The sequence below is a fragment of the Azospirillum thermophilum genome, from assembly GCF_003130795.1.
GTDB lineage: Bacteria > Pseudomonadota > Alphaproteobacteria > Azospirillales > Azospirillaceae > Azospirillum > Azospirillum thermophilum.
On sequence record NZ_CP029352.1, the window covers coordinates 198,425 to 218,962 of the forward strand.

A 20,538-nucleotide genomic window follows, 5' to 3' on the forward strand; every position below is an offset into this window, starting at 1 on the left:
AACGGCGCGCGGCTGCGCCGCGCCACGGCGCATGCCATCTCGCGGCCTCCTGGCGGCGTGTCCTGATGCGCTCGACGGCGTTGTGCCCGTTGATCATCCTGGCCATGGCGGCCGGGGGCCCGGCGCAGGCGCAACAGGCGCCCGCCAGCAACTTGATCGTTCCCGACGGACGGACCGCGACCCGGCTGGACGTCCAGGGGAGCAAAACCGACATCACCACCGGCACGGTGAACGCGGGGATCGGTTTCAACTCCTTCTCCCAGTTCCAGGTCGGGGCCGGCAACACCGCCAACCTGCATCTGGCCCCGGGGACGGACCATCTGGTCAACATCGTCCGGAACGGGCCGGCGGTCGTCGACGGCATCCTGAACGGCTACCGCGAGGGCCGCATCGACGGTCATGTCGTGTTCGCCTCCCCCCAGGGATTCGTCGTCGGCGCGTCCGGCACGGTCAATGTCGGGGCGCTGACCGTGGTCACCCCGCCGGCGGACTATCTCGACCGCGCGGTCGGTCCGAACGGGGCCGTCGATCCGGCGCTGGCCCAACAGCTCGTGACCGGCAGCACCCCCATCTCGCCCGGCGGGCTGGTCGCCGTCCGGGGCAAGATCAACGCGCCGGGCGGCGCACGCCTGAAGGGCAAGCGGGTCGAGGTCGCCGGCAGCGTGAAGACCGGCCCGCAGGCCGCGCTCGACCCGGCCTTCGTCGCGGCGGTCAACACGCAGGGGCTGGCCGCCGGTGCCGGCATCGTCGAGCGCAACGGCGCCATCGAGATCGTGGCCGAGGACGATGTGGCGCTGTCCGGCCATCTGGCCGCCGACGGCGGCACCGGCCCCGCCGGCGCCGTGCATGCCGCCCGCGAGGTCAAGATCACCGCCGGCCGGGACATCGCCGTCGCCGGGACGGCGGCGGTCACCGCCAACGCCAACCGCGACGGCGCCACCGGCGGGACGGTCAACCTCTACGCCAGGCGCGACAGCAAGGTCGAGGCCGGCGCCCGGATCGAGGCGAAGGGCGGCCGCGGCGGCCGCGGCGGCTTCATCGAGGTCAGCGCGGCGAAGACCTCCGAACTTGCAGGCGGCAGCTTCGACGCGTCGGCCGCCGGCGGAACGGCGGGCGCCGTCCTGTTCGATCCGGCCGACCTGACGGTGTCGCGCAGCATCGCCGTGGCCGGCGACGTCACCCTGACCGCCGACAACAGCATCGTCGTGGCGCCGGGGGTGACGATCTCCAGCCGGAACGCCGTCAACGGGCAGTCCGTCGGCAACTCCGGCACCATCAGCCTCACGGCGCCCAATATCAGGGTCTCGGCGGGCGCCCTGCTGGACGCCTCCGCGAACAACGGCTTCGCCGGCGGCGACATCCGCCTGATCGCGCGCTCCGCCGGCGAGGCCCAGATGGGCCGGCTGACCAGCGCCACGAACATCTCGGTCGCCGGCACGCTGCGGGGCGCCAACATCACCCTGTCGGCCATCTCCACCGTCAAGGTCGAGCACACCGACGGCAACCTCATGCTGAGCGGCGAGGCCATCGGCGGCGACATGCCCGGCCTGACCGCCGGCCTCCTGGCGGGTCAGGGCAGCGCCGGGGTGTCCATCCTGGGCGGCGCGGTCATCAGCGGCACCGGCAACGTGACGCTGGAGGCGGCCAACGTCGTGTCGGTCAAGGAGAAGGCGTACAACGACGAAGGCTCGCCGGTGAACGTCACCGCACTGTACGGCGAGGCCATGGCGTCGGCCGAGACCCGCATCCGGGCCGGCGCCACCGTCGGCGCCGGCGGGACGCTGACGGTCCGCGCCGCCAACGCCGTGAACCTCACCGTCAAGGCGGTCAGCGAGTCCTCCAACGAGAGCAGCTACGTGGACGTCACGCTGGCCATCGGGAAGGCCGACGTGCGCGCCAGCGCCGTGATCGACAGCGGGGCGTCGCTCAGCGCCGGCGCGCTGAACCTGCTGGCGCGGAACGACGGCTCCTTCTCCGTGGAATCGAACGCCAGGGCGTATGACAAGGGGTCGATCGGCATGGCCGCCGCCATGCAGTACATCGACACCGACGCGACCGCCCACCTCGGCGCCAGCCTGACCGGCGCCAGCACCGTGATCGTGGATGCCGCGACCACCATCAAGGGGCTTTCCACCTCCGCCGGCACGTCGGCCGGCACCAGCAGCCTGGGCATCTTCGGCACGCTCGGCGGCGACAAGGCGCGGGAGCGGATCAAGGGCAAGTTCGACCAGTTCCAGGACGCGAAGGACGCCGTCGGGACGGAGGGCGGCGACCTGTCGTCGCCGATCAAGCTTGGCTCTGCGATGGCCCTGACCGTGGCCAACCAGACCGTGCGGGCCGACATCGAGGCCGATCCCGGATACGCGGCCCCGTCGGTGGCGGCCAGCAAGGCGATCGCCGTGACCGGCCGGTTGACCGTCCAGGGAATCCACAACAAGGCGGACAGCGCGGCCGAGGCGAAGGGCAAGGACGTCACGGCGACCCTCAGCGCCGGCATCGCGACCGGCCTCTACACCAACACCAACACCGCCATGGTCGGGCAGGGCGTTTCCCTGGCCGCCCCGGTCGTCGGCGTCGGTGCGGATACGGACCTGCCGCTGGCGGTGGACGTCGCCGACATCCTGACCTGGACCAAGTGGGACGATTTCGACACCATCAAGACCCGGGTGATGTCGCTTACCGACCTCCCGAAGATGCTGACGTCCTATGCCAGCGCGACGGCGCAGGGCAAGGCGGAGGTCAATGTCGGCGGCGCGGTCAACCTGTTCAGCCTCACCAACAGGACCACCGCCTGGGTCGACGACGGCGCCCGGATCACCACCGCGCCGTTCACGTACGATCGGACCACCAGGCTGGAAACCGGCTGGGACGCCGCCACCGGCGTTTCGACCTACCGGACGCTGACCTGGGCGGATACCGTCACGGTGCAGGCGCGGACCGCCGTCACCACGATCGACATCGGCGGCAACATCAGTCTGTCGCTGCAGGGCACCGGCGGCAACGAGGAGGGAGCCGCCGTCGGCGGCGCCACCAACATCGTCACCCACCGCACCACCACCAATGCCGGCATCGGCGCCGGCGTCGTGGTGGACACGCTGGGCGGCCTGTGGGTCAAGGCCGACACCACCAACTTCCTCCTGGCCGTCAGCCCGACGGCGGGGCGGGGCAGCGGCATCGGCGTCAACCTCATCCTCGGCCTGGTGACGGTCGGCGACGCCACCCATGCCAGCGTCAGCAGCGAGACGGACATCAGGGCCACCCGCGTGTACGTCGCGGCCGACCAGGCGATGAACGTCTGGAACGCCGCCGGCGCCTTCTCGATGAACAAGGAGGCGAGCGTCGGGGCTGCGGCCGCCGTCAACGTGCTGGCGACCGACACGGTGGCGCTGGTCGGCGACAACGGCGTCTATGACCCGACCGAGCGCAGCGCCATGTCGTCCGGCCGCCGCATCCGCACCCAACAGCTGGACGTCCGGGCGCTCAGCGACGGCGTCTCCGGCGCGCTGGCCGTCGCGGGCACCGTCACCAAGAATTCCAACGGTTCGGGCAAACCGGAGGACGACAAGGCCGACGTCGAGAAGAAGAGCGGCATCGGCGACAAGATCAAGGGGCTGGCCACCAGCGTCAAGGACAAGCTCGTCGAGACCTTCCCGGGCGTGGTGCGGGTGGCGTCCGAGATATCGGCGGCCATTCCGTCCGACCCCGGCGGGGAGCCGAAGCCGTCGGACGCGCAGTTCGGGCTGGCCATCTCCGGCTCCGGCACGGTGCTGCTGTCGGCGATGAACACGCGGGCCTCCGTGGACGGGGCGCTGGTGGAGAAGGAGGAGCCCTGGCTGAAGACCAACGTCCAGGCCGTGAACAACTCCTTCCTGCTCAGCCTGGCCGGCGCCGGTGCGCTGACCTGGTCGAAAAGCACGTCGAGCCAGCTGAACGCGGCGGTCGCCGGCGCGATGGCGATGAGCCTCAGCGACAACCACACCGACGCCGCCATCACCAATTCCCGGATCGAAAAAGCCGACTCGGTGCTCGTGCAGGCGCTGAACGGCGGCATGAACATCTCCATCGGTCTCGGCCTCGCGGTCAACAACTCCTCGGGCGAGAGCAACCTCAGCGGTGCCGGCTCCGTGTCGGTGTCGCTGGTGCGCGACACCGCCAGGGCCATCATCGACGGCTCGACCATCACCGGCGACCCGGGCAACCACGCCAACATCGACGGCGCGCCGGGAGACTACGTGAACGTCACCGCCTACCAGCGGACCGACATCGGCGTCGGCGGCGGCGCCCTGTTCGCCGGCGGCAAGGCCGGGGCGGGGCTGGCCTTCACCCTGGCGATCGTGGGCGATGGCATCGACGCCTACGGCGACCCGCTGAACGCCGCGGAGGCCGCCATCCGCAGCAGCACGATCAGCGCCTTCGACAGCGTGACGGTGTCCGCGCTCGACGTGCGCCGGATCGGCGCGGGCGCCGCGATGGGCAGCGCCATCACGGAAAACTCGGCGGCGGGCGCCTTCGCCCACGTCGATTCCGCCGCCACCAACCTCGCCGAAATCCGCGAGTCCTCGGTCCAGGCGACCGGCGCCATCGCCGTCCTGGCCGACGGCACGGCGAGTGCTACGCTCGACCACGCGCTGGCGCAGGACGGCAAGCTGGCGACCAGCGCCGACGCCTTCGACTTCGCCGGGAAGACCGTCGACAAGAACGGGCTGGGATCGACCATCGTCAGCGTGGCCGGCGTGGTGCAGCAGGGCCAGAACAACGTCGGCCTCGCCTACGCCGGCACGTCGGTCCGCAACCGCCACAGCGCCTCCATCGTCACCTCCACGGTGACCTCCAGCGGCGGCGCCGTGACGGTGGATGCCCGCGACAGCACCCTGATCGTGGCGGCCGGCATGGGGGCGGCGGTCGCCCAGGGCTCCTTCGCCGGGCTGGGCACCATGACCTTCAACCTGGTGCAGAACGAGACCACGGCGCGGATCGGTTCCGGGTTCACCGAACCGGGCGCCACGGTGGTGGCCGGCACCCAGGTGGCGGCCCGCGCCAAGGACGCGACGATCATCGCCTCGACCTCCGGCAATGTCGGCTACGGCGGGTCCATCGCGCTGGGCGGCGCCTTCTCGGTCAACGTCCTCGGCAGCGCGACGGTGGCCGAGATGGCGCGGACGATCGTCACGCCGGGCGCCGGGGGCCTGTCGGTCCTGGCGGATTCCAGCAGCCAGATCTGGGCGGCGGCGATCCAGGGCGCCTTCTCGAAGGAGACGGCGCTGTCCGGCTCCGGCACGGGCAACAACATCTCCAACCGGCTGGAAGCGACCATCCGCGACGTCGTCGCCGACGCGCCGGCCGCGAACGCCACGGTCAAGGTCACCGACAGCTCGTCGATCCGTTCGGCGGCGGGGGCGGCGGCCTTCAGCCTGAACACGGCGGCGGTCGGCGCCGGGCTTGCCGTCAACCGGCTGGGCAACACGCTGGCGGCGACGGTGCGCGGTCCCGACACCAATCTGGCCGTGCGCAACCTGCTGGTCGACGCCGAGACGCGCACCGAAATCACCACCGTGGCGGTCGGCGTCGCCGGCACGAACATGGCGGCAGTGGCCGGGTCCGTCGCCACCTCGATCCTCAACACGTCGGTGACGGCCGCGATCCGCGAGGGCGCCGTGGTGACGGCGGAGAACAACGTCGGGGTCACCGCCTCCTCCATCGACCGGCTGGACGCTTCGGGCGGCGGCGCCGGCGTGGCGTTGCAGTATTTCGGCATGGGCATCGGCACGGCGGTGAACGTCGTCACCGGCAGCACCAAGGCAGTGATTGCGGAGGGCGCGACCGTCACCGGCAAGGGACAGGAGCCCGGTGACCTGCTGACGGTGTTCGACGGCGGGCTGACCACGGCGCTCGACCTGTCGAGGCTCGACAAGACGGCGGACACGGCGAGCCGGTACGCCGTGACAAAGATGGAGGGATCGACCAAGAAGGTCGGTGGCGTCGCCGTCAACGCGGTGTCGCTGCAGCAGGTGGGCAGCTCCGCCGGGAGCGTCGGGCTGGCCTTCAACCTGATCGGCTCGGCGGCGCTGGCCGCGTCGGTCAGCACCAACGTGCTGGCCGGCGAGACGCTGGCGCAGGTGGACGATTCCACGGTGCGCGGCAGCAACCTCGACGTGCTGGCCGGCAGCCAGACCTACGCCGCCAGCATGGTCCAGGGCGTGGCCGGCGGTGCCGGATTCAGCGCGGCCGGCGCGATGCAGAGCACCGCCTTCAACCGCAAGACCAGCGCCACCGTCACCAACAGCAACGTGGAGGTCGGCGGCGCGGCCGGCATCGGCGCCACCGCGGCGCAGGCGTCGGTGGCCTTCAACATGGGGGCCAGCGTCAGCCTGGGCGGCATCGCCGCCGGGGCCATCGTCACCGTCTTCGACGCCCTGACCGAGGCCTATGCCGGGGGGAGCCTCATCGCCGCCGACCGGATCGCCATCAACGCGACAAGCCGGAACGGCCTGACGGCCATGGGCGACACGCTGTCCATCGGCGGCATCGGCGTCGGCGGCACGCTCGCCGTGACCCACAGCACGAACCGCACGCACGCCTATGCCGACGCCAAGGACGGCAACGGCATGACGCTGAACGCCCGCAGCCTGGACATCCGCGCCGACGGCGACAACCACTTCCTGGTCCAGGCCGTGTCCGCGTCCGGCGGCGCGTCGGCGGTCGCGGCGATGGCGAGCGTCCTCTACGCCGGCAACGAGACGCGGGCCGGCCTCTACAACGCGTGGGTCTACGGCGCGGCGCCGAGTTCGGACGTGACGGTCAAGGCCCACGACACCCTGGACGTCAAGGCCTGGGCGGGGGCGCTGGCCGTGGGCGGCGGCAGCAGCGTCGGCGTCGGCGCCAACATCGTGGTCGGCAAGTCGGACGTGGCGGCCGAGATCGACGGGGCGACCCTGACCGACGGCATCGGTGCCGTCACCGTCACCGCCCAGTCGGACCGCAGCGCCGACGTCATCACGCTGGGCGGCGCGCTGGACGTCGATGCGGGCATCGGCGGGTCGGCCGCCCTGGTCCTGTTCGGGCTGGGCAGCGCCGGCGATGCCTACAAGGTGCTGGACAAGGACGGGCAGGGCACGCTGACCAAGGCCGGCGGGCTGTCCGACACGACCGCCCTGACCACCAACAACCGCAGCCTGTCGGCGCAGGAAAAGGCCGACATCGACGCCCGCAGCCACCGCAACGTCGCCGCCGCCGTCACCTCCGGCAAGGCCAACACGACCAAGGCCCGCTTCGACAACAGCACGCTGGTGGGCAGCGGCCTGTATGTTTCGGCCACGGACCGGACGAGCACCCGCAACATCGTCGGCGGCGTCGGCGTCGGCCTCTCCGTGGGCGTCGGCGGGGCCGTGGGCGTGACCCGCGTCTACAACGACGTCACCGCCCAATCGGTCGGCAGCAGCGTCCTGGCCACGACGGTCGACATCCGGGCGGGTGCGGGAAACCTGGGCGATCACGCCGTCGACGTGATCGGCATCGCCGGCGCCCTCGGGTCCGTGGCGCTGGGCGCGGCCTATGCCGACGCGGCGATCGACAACCGGGTCACCGCCAGCCTGGACGCCGCCACCGGCACCGGGGCGGGAGCCGTGTCCGTCGCGGCGGCCGACGACAGCACGGTGAGCAGCAAGACCTACGGCGCGCAGCTCGGCCTGACCGCGGCGGGCCTTTCCATCGCGCGGGCCGGCAAGGACAGCGCCGTCCAGGCCTCGGTCGGCGGCGGCAGCAGCCGGTCGGTCACCGGATTCAACACCCTGACCGTCGACGCCGGGGAGAGCGGGGCGGTCATCGCGGAGTCCATCGCGGCGGCGGGCGGCATCGGGCTCTCGGTCACCGGCTCGGCGGCCGAGGCGCGGGACCGCGGCAAGGTGGCGGCGCTGATCGCCGCCGACACCGCCGTCGTCACGGGCGGTGCGGTGAGCCTGCACGCCCATGCCGCGCCGGACGTCCGGTCCCACGCCATCGGCGCCAACCTGTCGAAGGTCGGCATGGGCGCGTCGGTCGCGTTGGCGTCGCTGGAGACGCAGGTGACCGCCGCGACCGGCGACCGCTCCACCATCACCACCCCCGGCGCGGTCACCATCGCCGCCTCCGCCGCACCGGTGAGCGGCCGGGACAGTGCCCACGCCGAGGCCTACGGCGGCGTCGGCGGGCTGCTGCTGGGCGCCAACGCGACGGACGCCACGGCCCGCAACAGCTCGGCCGTGCGGGCGACCACCGGCACCGGCTCGTCCATCACCCACGGCGGCCTGTCGGTCACCGCGACGAACACGGCCGTCCAGACCGCGAAGGGGCTGGGCGTCACCGTCGGCGGCCTGCTGGCGCTGGGCGCCAACCTGTCCACGGCGGAATCCGAGATGGTGACCGAGGTGACGCTCGGCACCGGCAGCTACCGCGCGGTGACCGGTGCCGACGGTGCGGTGCGGGCCGGGACGGCCGTCCTGCTGTCCGCCGTCGGCGCCAGCACCAGCATCGCGGAGTCCGTGGCCGGCACCGGCGGCCTGATCGCCGGGTCGGCCTCGGTCGCGACCGTCAAGGACGACAGCCGGGCGCTGACGACCATCGCCGGGGGCAGCCGCAAGCCGGACGCGAGCCCGGCGACCCTCGTGGAGGGCAGCGGCGTCACCGCCGCCGCCGCCCACACCGCCACCTACCGCGGCCACGCCAATTCGGTGCAGGCGGCCGTCGCGGGCATGAGCGGCTCGCTGGTCGAGAACACGCTGACCGCCGACGTCGGGGTCGTCCTCGGCGACAACGTGCGGCTCTACGCGACGCGCGACGCGATGGTGCTCGACTCCCGCGCCTCGGTGATCCAGAACAACCCGCTGGACCGCGACGGCACCCCCGTCAGCAACGCCGAGGGCGGAGCCGGCGGCGTCGTGACCGGGGCGGCGGTCGCCAGCCGCACGGCGCTGAACACCCAGTCCCGGGTCGAGGTCGGCCAGGGCGATGAGCTGTGGGCCTTCGGCGGCGCCGTCCTGAACGGCGGCAAGCCGCTGGACATCAACGCCTCCACCATTCTGTCGATCGCCGACCGGGCCAAGCTGGTCACCGGCGGCCTGATCCAGATGCCGGAGGTGTCCTCGACGCTGACTGGCAGCGTGAGCAACGCCGTCTCCATCGGTGCCGGGGCGCATCTGAACGCCATCGGGAACATCGGCATCGGCGCCTATGTCGACGGCACCGTCACGGCAAGCGCGCTGGGCAAGACCTACGGCCTCGCGGGGGCGATCTCCGGCACGGCGAAGATCGGGCTGACCGCCAGCCAGTCGGTAGTTGTCGGCCCGGACGCCGACATCTGGTCGTGGGAGAACGCATCGCTGGCGGCCGGTGGGCGCGGCGACGGCAGCACGGGCAACCGGCTGCACATCGCCGCCTACACCGACATCTACAACGGCACGCCGTTCGCGGTGAAGACGGACCCCTACGCCGAATCCGTGGTCTCCAGCCTCAACACGATGCTGCTGGACGAACGGTCGAAGGTGCGCGCGGTCCGCGACGTCCGCCTGACAGCGGATCAGGGCGACACGGACGTCTACGGGTCGGGCAACGGCACCAACCCCTGGCTCGACCTGTTCGGCCAGAAGATCAGCGATTCCAAGGCGCTGCTGACCGCCACCGCGCGGATGGCGCTGCGCGGAGTCGTCGATGCGGGTGTCCTCTACGACCAGTCGCTGGTGATCGACGAGGCTCCCAACGATCCGACCCGCGTGGTCCTGACGAACGGCACCAACGGCTGGCAGGCTTTCGCCACCAGCGGCGGCGTGGTCGACACCGACCTGCGCCAGAGGCTTCAGGCGTTCCTCACCGCGAACCCGGGTCAGGCCGCGTTCTACGACCACCTGCTGGCCGGCCTTCCCGCGGATCAGCCCTATCGGGCCGTCGTGGTGTCCGGCCTGCGCGCGGCTCCCGGCAACATCGTGCTTCGCACCTCCGCCATGAGCGACGAAAGCCGGGCGACGTTGACCGCGCACGGCGCGCCGAGCATCCGCATCGTCAACAACAGCCGGCACAACCTGCTGCTCGACGGCGTCCACATCGCCGACGGCAGCGGCGGGCAGGTGCTGTTCGCCGGCCCTCTGCGGCGGACCGGCGCGCCGGCCGGCCTGACCATCGTGGAGGATGGCAAGAACCAGCTTCCCTCCGTCACCATCCTCAACACCTACGACAGGACCGACGCGGCGCCGCTGCTGGGCCTGCTGGGCTCCGTCTCCAACGCGCACGGCGCCGTCACGCTGGAGAACAAGTCCGGCGACATCCTCCAGATGGGCGGCATGTCCGCCCTGTCGCTTTCCGTCAGCGCGCCGCGGGGCAGCTTCACGCAGCGCGTGGACGGGATCTACCAGCTCGGCGGGGTCAATCTCACCCAGGTCGTGGCCACGGACCTTGCGAACGTCGGCGACCTCGCCAACCTCACCCGGAGCCTGAGCATCCTCTACCAGTCGAGCGCCAGCCGCGCGCTGGACACGCCGGCCTTCCTGGCGGGGAGCGGGCTCGTCACGGCCGGAAAGGTCGCGATCGTCGCCGACATCATCGACGTGGCCGGACGCATCGTCAGCCAGCAGACCTACAACTACGCCGTCCAGTTCGACCGGAACGACTCTGCTCTGATGGCGACCATGAACGCCGCCCGGTCCGCGTGGCTGGCGGGAACGGGTCCGCGCTACACCGACATCACGGGCACGGTGCTGAACGGTGCGGCACTCGCCACGGCGCAGTACGACGCGGCCAGCGACCGTATCCTGCTCAAGGACATCGTGTCCTCGACCCGGTCCGGCGGGCTTCCGACGGCGAACAGCGTGAGCACGCCGGGCGGTACGGTCAGGACCGTGTCACTGGTCGGCGGCGGCAGCGTCTATCTGGAAGGCAAGATCGTCAACACGTTGGGTTCGACCTTCGGCCCGTCCGGCATCGAGGTGCAGGCCGGTTACGGCAACCTCGAGGTGCGGAACACCACCGGCCGTGAGCTGGTCCTGGGCGGCATCGACGTTGGGGGCGCCAGCACCGGCCGGGTGACCCTGGTCGACAGGCTGAAGACCGACCAGCAGGGGCGCCCCCTGATCTCGATGTACGAATTCACCGCGGGCCAGGGACGAACCGACTATGTCGGCTATGACCCGGCCCGGCTGACCCCGGTCCCGGTGGCGGGCGACACGCAGCAGACCCGCAACCTCGTCTACAACCCGATGGCGGGGGCGGGCTTCCATTACACGTATTCCGCCGTCGCGGAGGTCTACCGGAGCGGGCCGGAACTCAACGACGCCTCCGTCCGCTGGGTCTCGCCCTGGACGAAGACCTTCGGCCCGGACCTGGCGGTGTTCACCGATCCCCTCGGCAACAGCGCGTCGGCCCTCAGCCAGACGCATCGCACGCCCGGCAACGGCGTGGACCCGATCAAATATGGTCTGGTCGACCTGCAATTCTGGCGGCGCGTCGGCGCGGACGCGCCGATCAACATCCGCTTCACCGGCAACGCCGCCGGCAACGTCACGATCAACTCCGACGCCAACCTGATCGTCGGCGGCGACATCCGGAACGGCGGCGGCACCACCGCGCTGTCCTCCTCGCTCGGCAACGTCACCAGCATCAACAACGCGACGATCACGTCGCAGGCGCTCGCCATCACGGCGGAGAAAGGCGTCGGCCTGCCGGGCGCGGCGCTGACCGTGGAACTGACCGGGAACCGGCTGTCCGCCGTCGCTCGCGAGGGCGACATCGACCTGACCGTCAAGGCCGCCAGCCTGTCCGCGCAGATCGACGCCCAGACGGGCAATGTCCGCCTGACCAGCAACGGCGAGATCACCGGCCACGACCGCGCCGCCAGCGGCTGGGGCTATGACATCCACGGCCGCGCGGTTTCGCTCACCACCACCGGCGGCGGCATCGGCACGGGCGCAGCACCGCTCGCCCTGCTGGCGACGGAGCGTCTGGACGCCAGGGCGACCAACGGCATCACCCTCACCCAGGTGCAGGGCGACCTCAAGGCCGGCTCCATCGTCTCCACCGGCGGCGACGTGAAGGTCGTGGCGCTGAACGGCAGCGTCACCGACGCCAACCCGGTCCAGATCGACGTGGAGAACCAGAAGCGCCTCGCCCAGGTCTGGAAGGCGCTGAACCTGACGGAAAACCGCACCGAGACGGAAACCGTCGCCGCCTACCAGAACCATGTGAAGGCGCAGTACCAGGAATACTGGAACATCCGCAGCGTCGCCTATTCCGGCGGCCACTTCGACCTGACCGGCAGGGCTCACTTCTTCAAGACGCAGGCGGCCGGGGCGCTCGGCAAGAGCAACCCGACCGACGCGGAGATCGCCGCCTGGGTCCAGGCCCGCTACGCCGAACTGACCGGCTTCTTCCAGCAGGAGGTGTTCGAAGGGGCGCCGCTGCCGGCGGCCTTCACCACCTACGACGCCAACTGGACCTACACGCTCGACCACGGATCGGCGCGGTACGCCGCGATGACGGCGGGCGCGCAGTGGAAGCAGTCCCAACTGCTCTACGCCGTCGACGCCAAGGCGGTGACGCCGGTCACGGGAACCAGCGTCCGCCGGGGCGAGCCCAACCTGTCGGGCGACAACGTGACGATCTCCGCCGCCCAGGGCGCCATCGGCAGCCCCGGCGCGCCGGTGGTCATCCATGTGCCGGTCAGCGGCGACTTCACCATCACCGACGCCCAGGCGGCGGCGCTGGCCGGTGCCGCACCGGGCGAGCTGACCACCGTCGAAAACGCCGACCACAGCCACACCATCACCATCGACAGCCCGAACCCGCTGTTCGTCAACGCGACCGGCCTGCTGCGGGCGACGGCCCTGCGCGACATCGTGCTGTCGGCCCCCGGAACCATCCGCACCGACGGCATCACTTCCACCGGCAACGGCGACGTCAAGCTGACCGCCGGCAACGGCATCCAGCAGGTGGGGACGACGGACAGCATCTCCGGCAGCCGGATCAAGCTCGACGGCGGCAGCGGCAGCATCGGGTCGCTCGACAACCCGCTTCTGGTCACCGGCGTGTCGGGCTGGGTCGACCTCGCCACCGCGGCCGGCGACATCGCCATTGCCCGCAGGACCGGCGACCTCGTCATCGGCAACGCCTATGCGGGCGGCAAACTGCAGCTCGACGCCCGGGCCGGCTCGATCCTGTCGGAGTTCGACACCTCGCGCGAGGCCATCCACCTCCAGGCCGATTCCATCGACCTGACGGCGGCCAACGCCATCGGCGACTGGACGTGGCGCCTGTCGGTCGGGCTGGGCAACGGCGTCCTGAACGCGCGTGCCACCCGCGATGTCTTCATCCAGTCCTTCGCCGACACGCTGCGGATCGGCAACGCCTCCACCGACATGACGCTGGTGCTTGGCGCGGCGAAGGACATGACCGTCACCGGCACCATCACGGCGCCGAACGTCGCTCTGGACGTCAAACGCGCCCTGTCTCTGGAGGCCGGCGCCGCCATCACCAACACGGTGCATCCGCTGGTCATCAAGGCGGGAAGCCTGTCCATGGCGGGCGGCAGCCGCATCTCGTCGGTTCAGGGCGTCGGGCTGGCGCTGAGCGGCGGCGCCACCATCGGTCAGGAGGGCGCCCCCGCCGCCACCATCACCGCCGCCGGCGCGCTGGACATCGGCAGCGGCAGCGGGGTCGTGACCCTGCGCGGCGCCGGCACCACCCTGAAGAGCACGGGCAACCGCGTGTCGATGACGCTGGCCGGGTTCGACCAGGGCGAAGGCACGGCCATCCTGGCCCGCGACAGCCTGACGGTCACCGGCACCGGGGGCATGGCGCTCAACGGGGCGATGACGGGCGGCGACGTGACGCTGGCGGCGAATACGCTGTCCGGGACCGGCGCCCTGTCGGCGGCCGGGCTGCTGTCCCTGACCAGCGGCGGCGACGCCCGGCTGACCGGCGGCAGCCTTACCGCCGCGACCGTTCGGCTGCGCAGCACCGGCGGGGCCTTCGATACCGGGCTGGCGACCGTCTCCGGCACCACCGTGCGCATCGATGCCGCCACGGCGCTTCGTGTCGGCGGGGCGGTCAAGGCGAGCGGCGCGGTCACCCTGGCCGGAGACAGCCTGGCGCTGGACGCCGCCGTCACCGGTGCGACGATCGGCGCGACCGCCGCCGGGAACGGGGTCGTGAGGGGCAACCTCAGCGGGACCAACGGCGTGACGCTCTCCGCCGGCGGCGACCTCGTTGTCGACACCGGGATCGAGGTGAGCAGCGCCTCGGGCGACGTGGCGCTGAGCGGGCGCTACCTCCGCCTGAACCATGGCAGCCGCGTGGCGGGCGGCACCTTGACGCTGACGACGACCGGGACCGGGGCCAACCTGGGCGAGGGGCTCGGCCCGGTGACGCTGAGCGCGCGCGGCGCGGCGACGCTGAGCTTCGCCGGCCTGACGGGTCTGGACGGCAGCATCACCACGGGCGGCGGCCTGATGCTGACGGCGGCGGGCGGCTTCGGTACGGCCGACAGGTCCGTCCTGCAGAGCCGGAGCGGCGACGTCTCGGTGACCGCCGCCTCCCTGGCGCTGACCGGCAGCACGCTCTCCGGCAAGGCGGTGACGCTGCGCGGCACCGCGGGCGATGTGGCGCTGGGCAGCAGCACCATCCAGGGCGAAACGGTGGTGCTGGAGGCGAAGGGCGCCCTCAGCAGCGCCGGGACGGTCGGTGCGACCGGCCAAGCCACCCTGACGGCCGGCGGTACCCTGAGCACCGCCGCCGGGGCGAAGGTCACGGGCGGCAGCGGCGACCTGACGCTGAGCGGTGCCAGCCTCACCCTTGGCGGCGACCATGCCGGCCGAGTGGTGACGCTGCGCGGCACCAGCGGTGCCGTGACCCTGGACGGCACGCTCACCGCGGCCACGCTGGACGCGCGGGCGGTGGGGGCCCTGACGGCCCGCCGGGCCTTGGCGGTCGGCGGGGCGGCCTCGCTCCAGGGGGCGTCGGTGACCCTGGCCGGCCTGAGCGCCGCGACGGCGACCATCCAGGCGACCGGGGCGGTGACGCTGGCCGGGGCGGTCGCGGGCACCCAGGGCGTGACGGTGTCCACCACCGGCGACCTCGTTGTCGACACCGGGATCGAGGTGAGCAGCGCCTCGGGCGACGTGGCGCTGAGCGGGCGCTACCTCCGCCTGAACCACGGCAGCCGGGTGGCGGGCGGCGCCTTGACGCTGACGACGACCGGGGCCGGGGCCAACCTGGGCGAGGGGCTCGGTCCGGTGACGCTGAGCGCGCGCGGCGCGGCGACGCTGAGCTTCGCCGGCGCGGCGGGGCTGGACGGCAGCCTCACCGCGGGCGACGGGCTGACGCTGACGGCGGCGGGCAGCTTCGGCACGGCCGACAGGTCCGTCCTGCAGAGCCGGAGCGGCGACGTCTCGGTGACCGCCGCCTCCCTGGCGCTGACCGGCAGCACGCTCTCCGGCAAGGCGGTGACGCTGCGCGGTACCGCGGGCGACGTGGCTCTGGGCAGCAGCGCCGTCCAGGGCGAGACGGTGGCGCTGGAGGCAAAAGGCGCGCTGAGCAGCACCGGGACGGTCGGCGCGACCGGCCAAGCCACCCTGACGGCCGGCAGCATGGCGCTGGGCGGCACGGTCACCGGCGGCAACGGCGTAAGCCTCACGGCCGGCGATGTGCTGAGCACCGCCGCCGGGGCGAAGGTCACGGGCGGCAGCGGCGACCTGACGCTGAGCGGGGCCAGCCTCACCCTTGGCGGCGACCATGCCGGCCGAGTGGTGACGCTGCGCGGCACCAGCGGTGCCGTGACCCTGGACGGCACGCTCACCGCGGCCACGCTGGACGCGCGGGCGGTGGGGGCCCTGACGGCCCGCCGGGCCTTGGCGGTCGGCGGGGCGGCCTCGCTCCAGGGGGCGTCGGTGACCCTGGCCGGCCTGAGCGCCGCGACGGCGACCATCCAGGCGACCGGGGCGGTGACGCTGGCCGGGGCGGTCGCGGGCACCCAGGGCGTGACGGTGTCCACCACCGGCGACCTCGTGGTCGACACCGGGGGCGAGGTGAGCAGCGCCTCGGGCGACGTGGCGCTGAGCGGGCGCTACCTCCGCCTGAACCACGGCAGCCGGGTGGCGGGCGGCGCCTTGACGCTGACGACGACCGGGGCCGGGGCCAACCTGGGCGAGGGGCTCGGCCCGGTGACGCTGAGCGCGCGCGGCGCGGCGACGCTGAACTTCGCCGGCGCGGCGGGGCTGGACGGCAGCCTCACCGCGGGCGACGGGCTGACGCTGACGGCGGCGGGCAGCTTCGGCATGGCCGACAAATCCGTCCTGCAGAGCCGGAGTGGAGCCGTGTTGGTGACCGCCAGGAGCATGGCGTTGGGCGGCGGCACGGTGTCCGGCTACAGGGTGACGTTGCGCGGCACCGCGGGCGACGTGGCGCTCGGCAGCAGCACCGTCCAGGGCGATCTGATGGTGACGGTGGAGGCGAAAGGCGCGCTGAGCAGCACCGGGACGGTCAGCACGACCAACCTGCTTGCCCAGACGGGCGGCAGCCTGATCGCCCTGACAGGCGGCAGCCTGGCGCTGGGCGGCACGGTCAGCGGTGCGCGGGTGAGCGCCACCGCCACCGACGCCGTCGCGCTGACCGGCGCGATCACCGGAAGCATCAGCGTGAACGTCACGGCCGGATCCACCGTGACGGGCGCCGGAGGGACGGCGATCACGGGTGGCAGCACCGTGACGGTGAGAGGGGGAAGCCTCGCTCTCGATGGCGGCCTCGAAGCCAAGACGATCACACTGGGCAGCACCAGTGGCGATGTGACCCTGGGCGGCACGCTCACTGCGACCACGCTGACCGCACGGGCGGCTGGGGCGCTGACGGCCCACCGGGCACTGGCGGTCGGCGGGACTGCCACGCTCCAGGGGGCGTCGGTGACGCTGGCCGGCCTGAGCGCCACGACCGCGGCCATCCAGGCGACCGGGCCGGTTGCCCCGGCGGGTGCCCGCGTCGTCCGGATCGCCGGGCTTGCCGCTGCGACGCTCGACCTCAGCGGTGGCGTCGTCACCATCGATGCCGCGCGGGTGACCCGTGCCACCATCAACGCCGACCGCCTGCGGATCAACGACATGGAGGTCGGGGACGGCGTCATCCTGCGGTCCGGCGACATCGTCGCCACGCTGCGCCAGGCGGCGGGCGCCGCTGCCGATGGCCGGGATCTCAGCCTCCACATCGACGGGCTCGATCGCGGAGCGGGCAGCGCGGCGATGCGGATCACGGCGGTCGCCGTCGCCGGGGAGTTGAGCCGCCTGCGCACCGTCGTCTTCGACACGACAGCGGCGCGGGTGCGCTTCCAGAACAGCGACGTCGCCGGAACCATGCGGCTGAACGCCGCCGGCGTCGGCCTCTGGATGGACAACGCGGACGGAACGCCGGTCGCAGTGGATCGCCAGTACCACGCCCCGAACGGCATGTTCGACCTCGCCGTCGACAACGGAGCGGTGACGACCACGGCCGCCCGGATCGTCCGTCCGGCGCCATCCCCCGCACCGGTGGAGTCCGGCAGGACTTCGGCCGTGCCGCCAGCGGACCTGGGCTCGCTGGCGAGCCGGATGGTGTCGAGCGCCACGGCGGCGGCGGCCATTCCGTCGGACACCCCTGCGGGGACGCGGCCGGCGTTCGCTCCGGGCGGGGCACCGGGTGCCTTCTTCAACGCCGGCCTTCCGGCCGGCGGCCCGGCTGCTCCGGTCGTCTCGCTTGCCGCAGGGACGACCCTCGGCGTCAACCTCGGCGGCCTGGAGTACGGACGGCCAGGCGCTGGCGCTGCCGGCCAGGAGCCGGGCGCCGGACGGTCGGTGGCCGCGCCGGGGCAGGATCAAGGAATGCAGCCTTCCGCGCGGCAGCCGGAGGAGCCCGCCGCGGGCGTGATGACCGGCGGTTCGGCGAACGGGAACGGCGAGAAGCGCCGGACCGCCGCGGAAACGAGTCAGCCGGACGCGGACCGCGAGTCCTCCGCAGGCAATTCCTCCAACCCGAAGAGTGAGCGTGACGGTGTCTGATCGAGCGATGGGGGGGCGTCCGCGGATCTCGTGGACGCAGAGGCGCGATGCCCGGCATTGCGGCATCGGCGGGTTGCTGCTTCTGGCGATGCTGCCCGGTGCGGCGTGGGCGCAGGGCCTTCCGCCCCAGACCCTTCCGCCCCAGACCCTTCCGCCTGCCGCCACGCCGAGCGTGATCGGTTCCGGCGGGGAGCGGCGGGAGGGGCCGGCGGAACCGCCGCCGCTGCAGGACGAGCCGCTGGTGGGCGGGCAGGGGTTGAACGGCCTGCCCCGCATCACCATTCGCGGCGGCGGATCCCGCTTCACGCTGAATGGCGTGGACTTCGATTCCTCCGGGCTGCTGGCGGTCGAGGAACTCCAGTCGGTGGCCGGACGCTACGTCGGACGCAGCCTGGGGTTCGACGACCTGCAGGAGATGGTGGACGCGGTCAACGCGCTCTACGACGCGCATGGCCAGGCGGCCGCACGCGCCGTCCTGCCGCCCCAGAGGATCGAGGGCGGGCGGGTGCGCATCCAACTGGTGGAAGGGCGGCTGGACGGCGTCGCGGTGCTCGGCGACCCGGCGGTCGGCGCGGAGTATGTCCGCAACCGCGTCCGTGCCGAACGGGGCGCCGTGCTCGACACCCGGGCGCTGCATCGGGACGTCCTGCGCTTCAACCTGACCAACGATGCGCAGCTCCGCGCGGCGCTGCAGCCCGGTCCGTCCTTCGGTCTGACCAACCTCGACCTCGCGGTGCTCGAACCGCCTCGGGTGTCACTGGACCTGCTGGCGGACAACTATGGGTTCGAAGCGACCGGGCGCGGGCAGGGCGGGGTCCTGTTCCGGACCGGCAGCCTGTTCGCCGCGGGCGACCGGGTGATGCTGTACGCCTCGGGGTCGCGCGGGACGCGGATGGCGAACATCGCCTACAACCTGCCGGCCGGAACCGAAGGCGGGCGCATCGGCTTCAGCGTCAGCGGAAGCCAGACCGAGATCGTGCAGGGGGACTACCGGGCCTATGACATCACCGGTGCGTCACGGGCGATATCGCTGAACGGCAGCCACCCGTTGTGGACCGGCGACAGCACGCTGCTGTCCGTCACCGGCGCGCTGACCCGCAGTCATGCGTCGAACAACATCGCCGACGTCTATGTCACGGGCACCCGTGCCAACAAGGCGTCGGTCGGCCTTTCCCTCTACTACGGCGACGCGGAGACGTCGGTCCTGGTCTCGCCCCTGGCGGAGCTGGCCCGGCTGACCGAGACGCCCGGCGGCCGGCGGCGCACGGCGACCTTCTTCACCGGCGACGCGAGCGCCGTTCATCGCTTGTCCGCGCCCTGGACCGTCCAGGCCCGCGGCAGCTGGCAGCTCAGCACGGTGCGGGGGCTTCCCGGCAGCCAGCTCTTCCAGATCGGTGGGGCGACCTCCCTGCGCGCGCTGCCCCCCGGGGCGCTGACGGGCGACACCGGCGTCTACGGCCAGTTCGAGCTGCACTGGGACGCCTCGCCGCTGGCCAAGGGGCTGGACCTGTACGGCTTCTACGAGACCGGCCTGGTCCGGCCGGCCGGCGGCAACCGGGTCGCCATGTCCGATGCCGGCATCGGCGCGTCGCTCCGCCTTTCCGACCGGGTCTCCACCGATCTGGCGGTCGCCGCGCGGATTCGCGACGGCGACGGCACGCCGATGGACCGCTATCGCCTGTATCTCCGAACCGTCTTCCACGTCTTTTGACGCAGCTCCTCCGACACTCCGTTCACCGATGCGCACCAGAAGGGTTTCCATGATGAACAAGACGCTTGTGGCCCTGTTCGCCACCGCCGCGCTGGTGGTCGGCCTGGCCGATCACGGTCCGGCTTTCGCCGCTGCCGGCACGCCGTCCAACACCGGCACGACCTCCGCCGGCGGTTCCGCCGCGCCCGCGAAGGAGGACGGCGCCAAGCCGGTCCCGGCCACCGTCGAAGGGTTCCGGTCCGCGAAGTTCGGGATGGGTGAGGAGGATTTGCGCAAGGCGATCCGCGCCGACTTCGGCGTGAAGGACACGGACATCGAACGGGCCGAGAATCCGGTCGAACGGACCACCGCGCTGTCGGTGACGGTGAAGGATCTTCTGCCGGGCGGCGGCCCGGCGCGGGTCAGCTACATCCTGGGCTACGCGACCAAGAAGCTGATCCACGTCAACGTGCTGTGGGCGCGCGACCTGGGCGATACGCCGAACGAGACGCTGCTGGCCAACGCCTCCACGCTGCAGGCCTATCTGAGCGAGCAGCCTTTCCAGCCGGACAATGTGGCGATGAACGCGCCGCTGCCCGACGGATCGGTCCTCCTGTTCCGTGGCAGCGATGCCAGGTCGCGAGTCGTGCTCTTGACGGTGAGCGGTCTCGCCCGTCAGGCGGAGCCCGGGAAGAAGCCCGGCGCCAAAGGTGCCGGCAAGGAGGCGGAGGACAGGCCGGTGATCCGGTTGTCCTACATCGCCAACCCGGCCGAGCCGGACATCTTCCGCGTGAAGCCCGGGCAGTTCTGACG

The 20,538-nt window shown here is 72.1% G+C and carries 3 protein-coding genes; all 3 read left to right on the forward strand.

The features are described from left to right. Positions 1 to 152: 152 nt before the first annotated feature. Positions 153 to 18,035, forward strand: a complete 17,883-nt coding sequence (locus DEW08_RS00895; RefSeq protein ID WP_168220217.1) for a leukotoxin LktA family filamentous adhesin — start codon at positions 153 to 155, stop codon at positions 18,033 to 18,035. 73 nt (positions 18,036 to 18,108) lie between these two features. Continuing rightward, on the forward strand, positions 18,109 to 19,746 hold the full coding sequence (locus DEW08_RS00900) for a ShlB/FhaC/HecB family hemolysin secretion/activation protein (protein WP_168220218.1): 1,638 nt from the start codon (positions 18,109 to 18,111) through the stop codon (positions 19,744 to 19,746). A gap of 49 nt (positions 19,747 to 19,795) precedes the next feature. Continuing rightward, on the forward strand, positions 19,796 to 20,536 hold the full coding sequence (locus DEW08_RS00905) for a hypothetical protein (protein ID WP_109323707.1): 741 nt from the start codon (positions 19,796 to 19,798) through the stop codon (positions 20,534 to 20,536). Positions 20,537 to 20,538 lie beyond the last annotated feature (2 nt).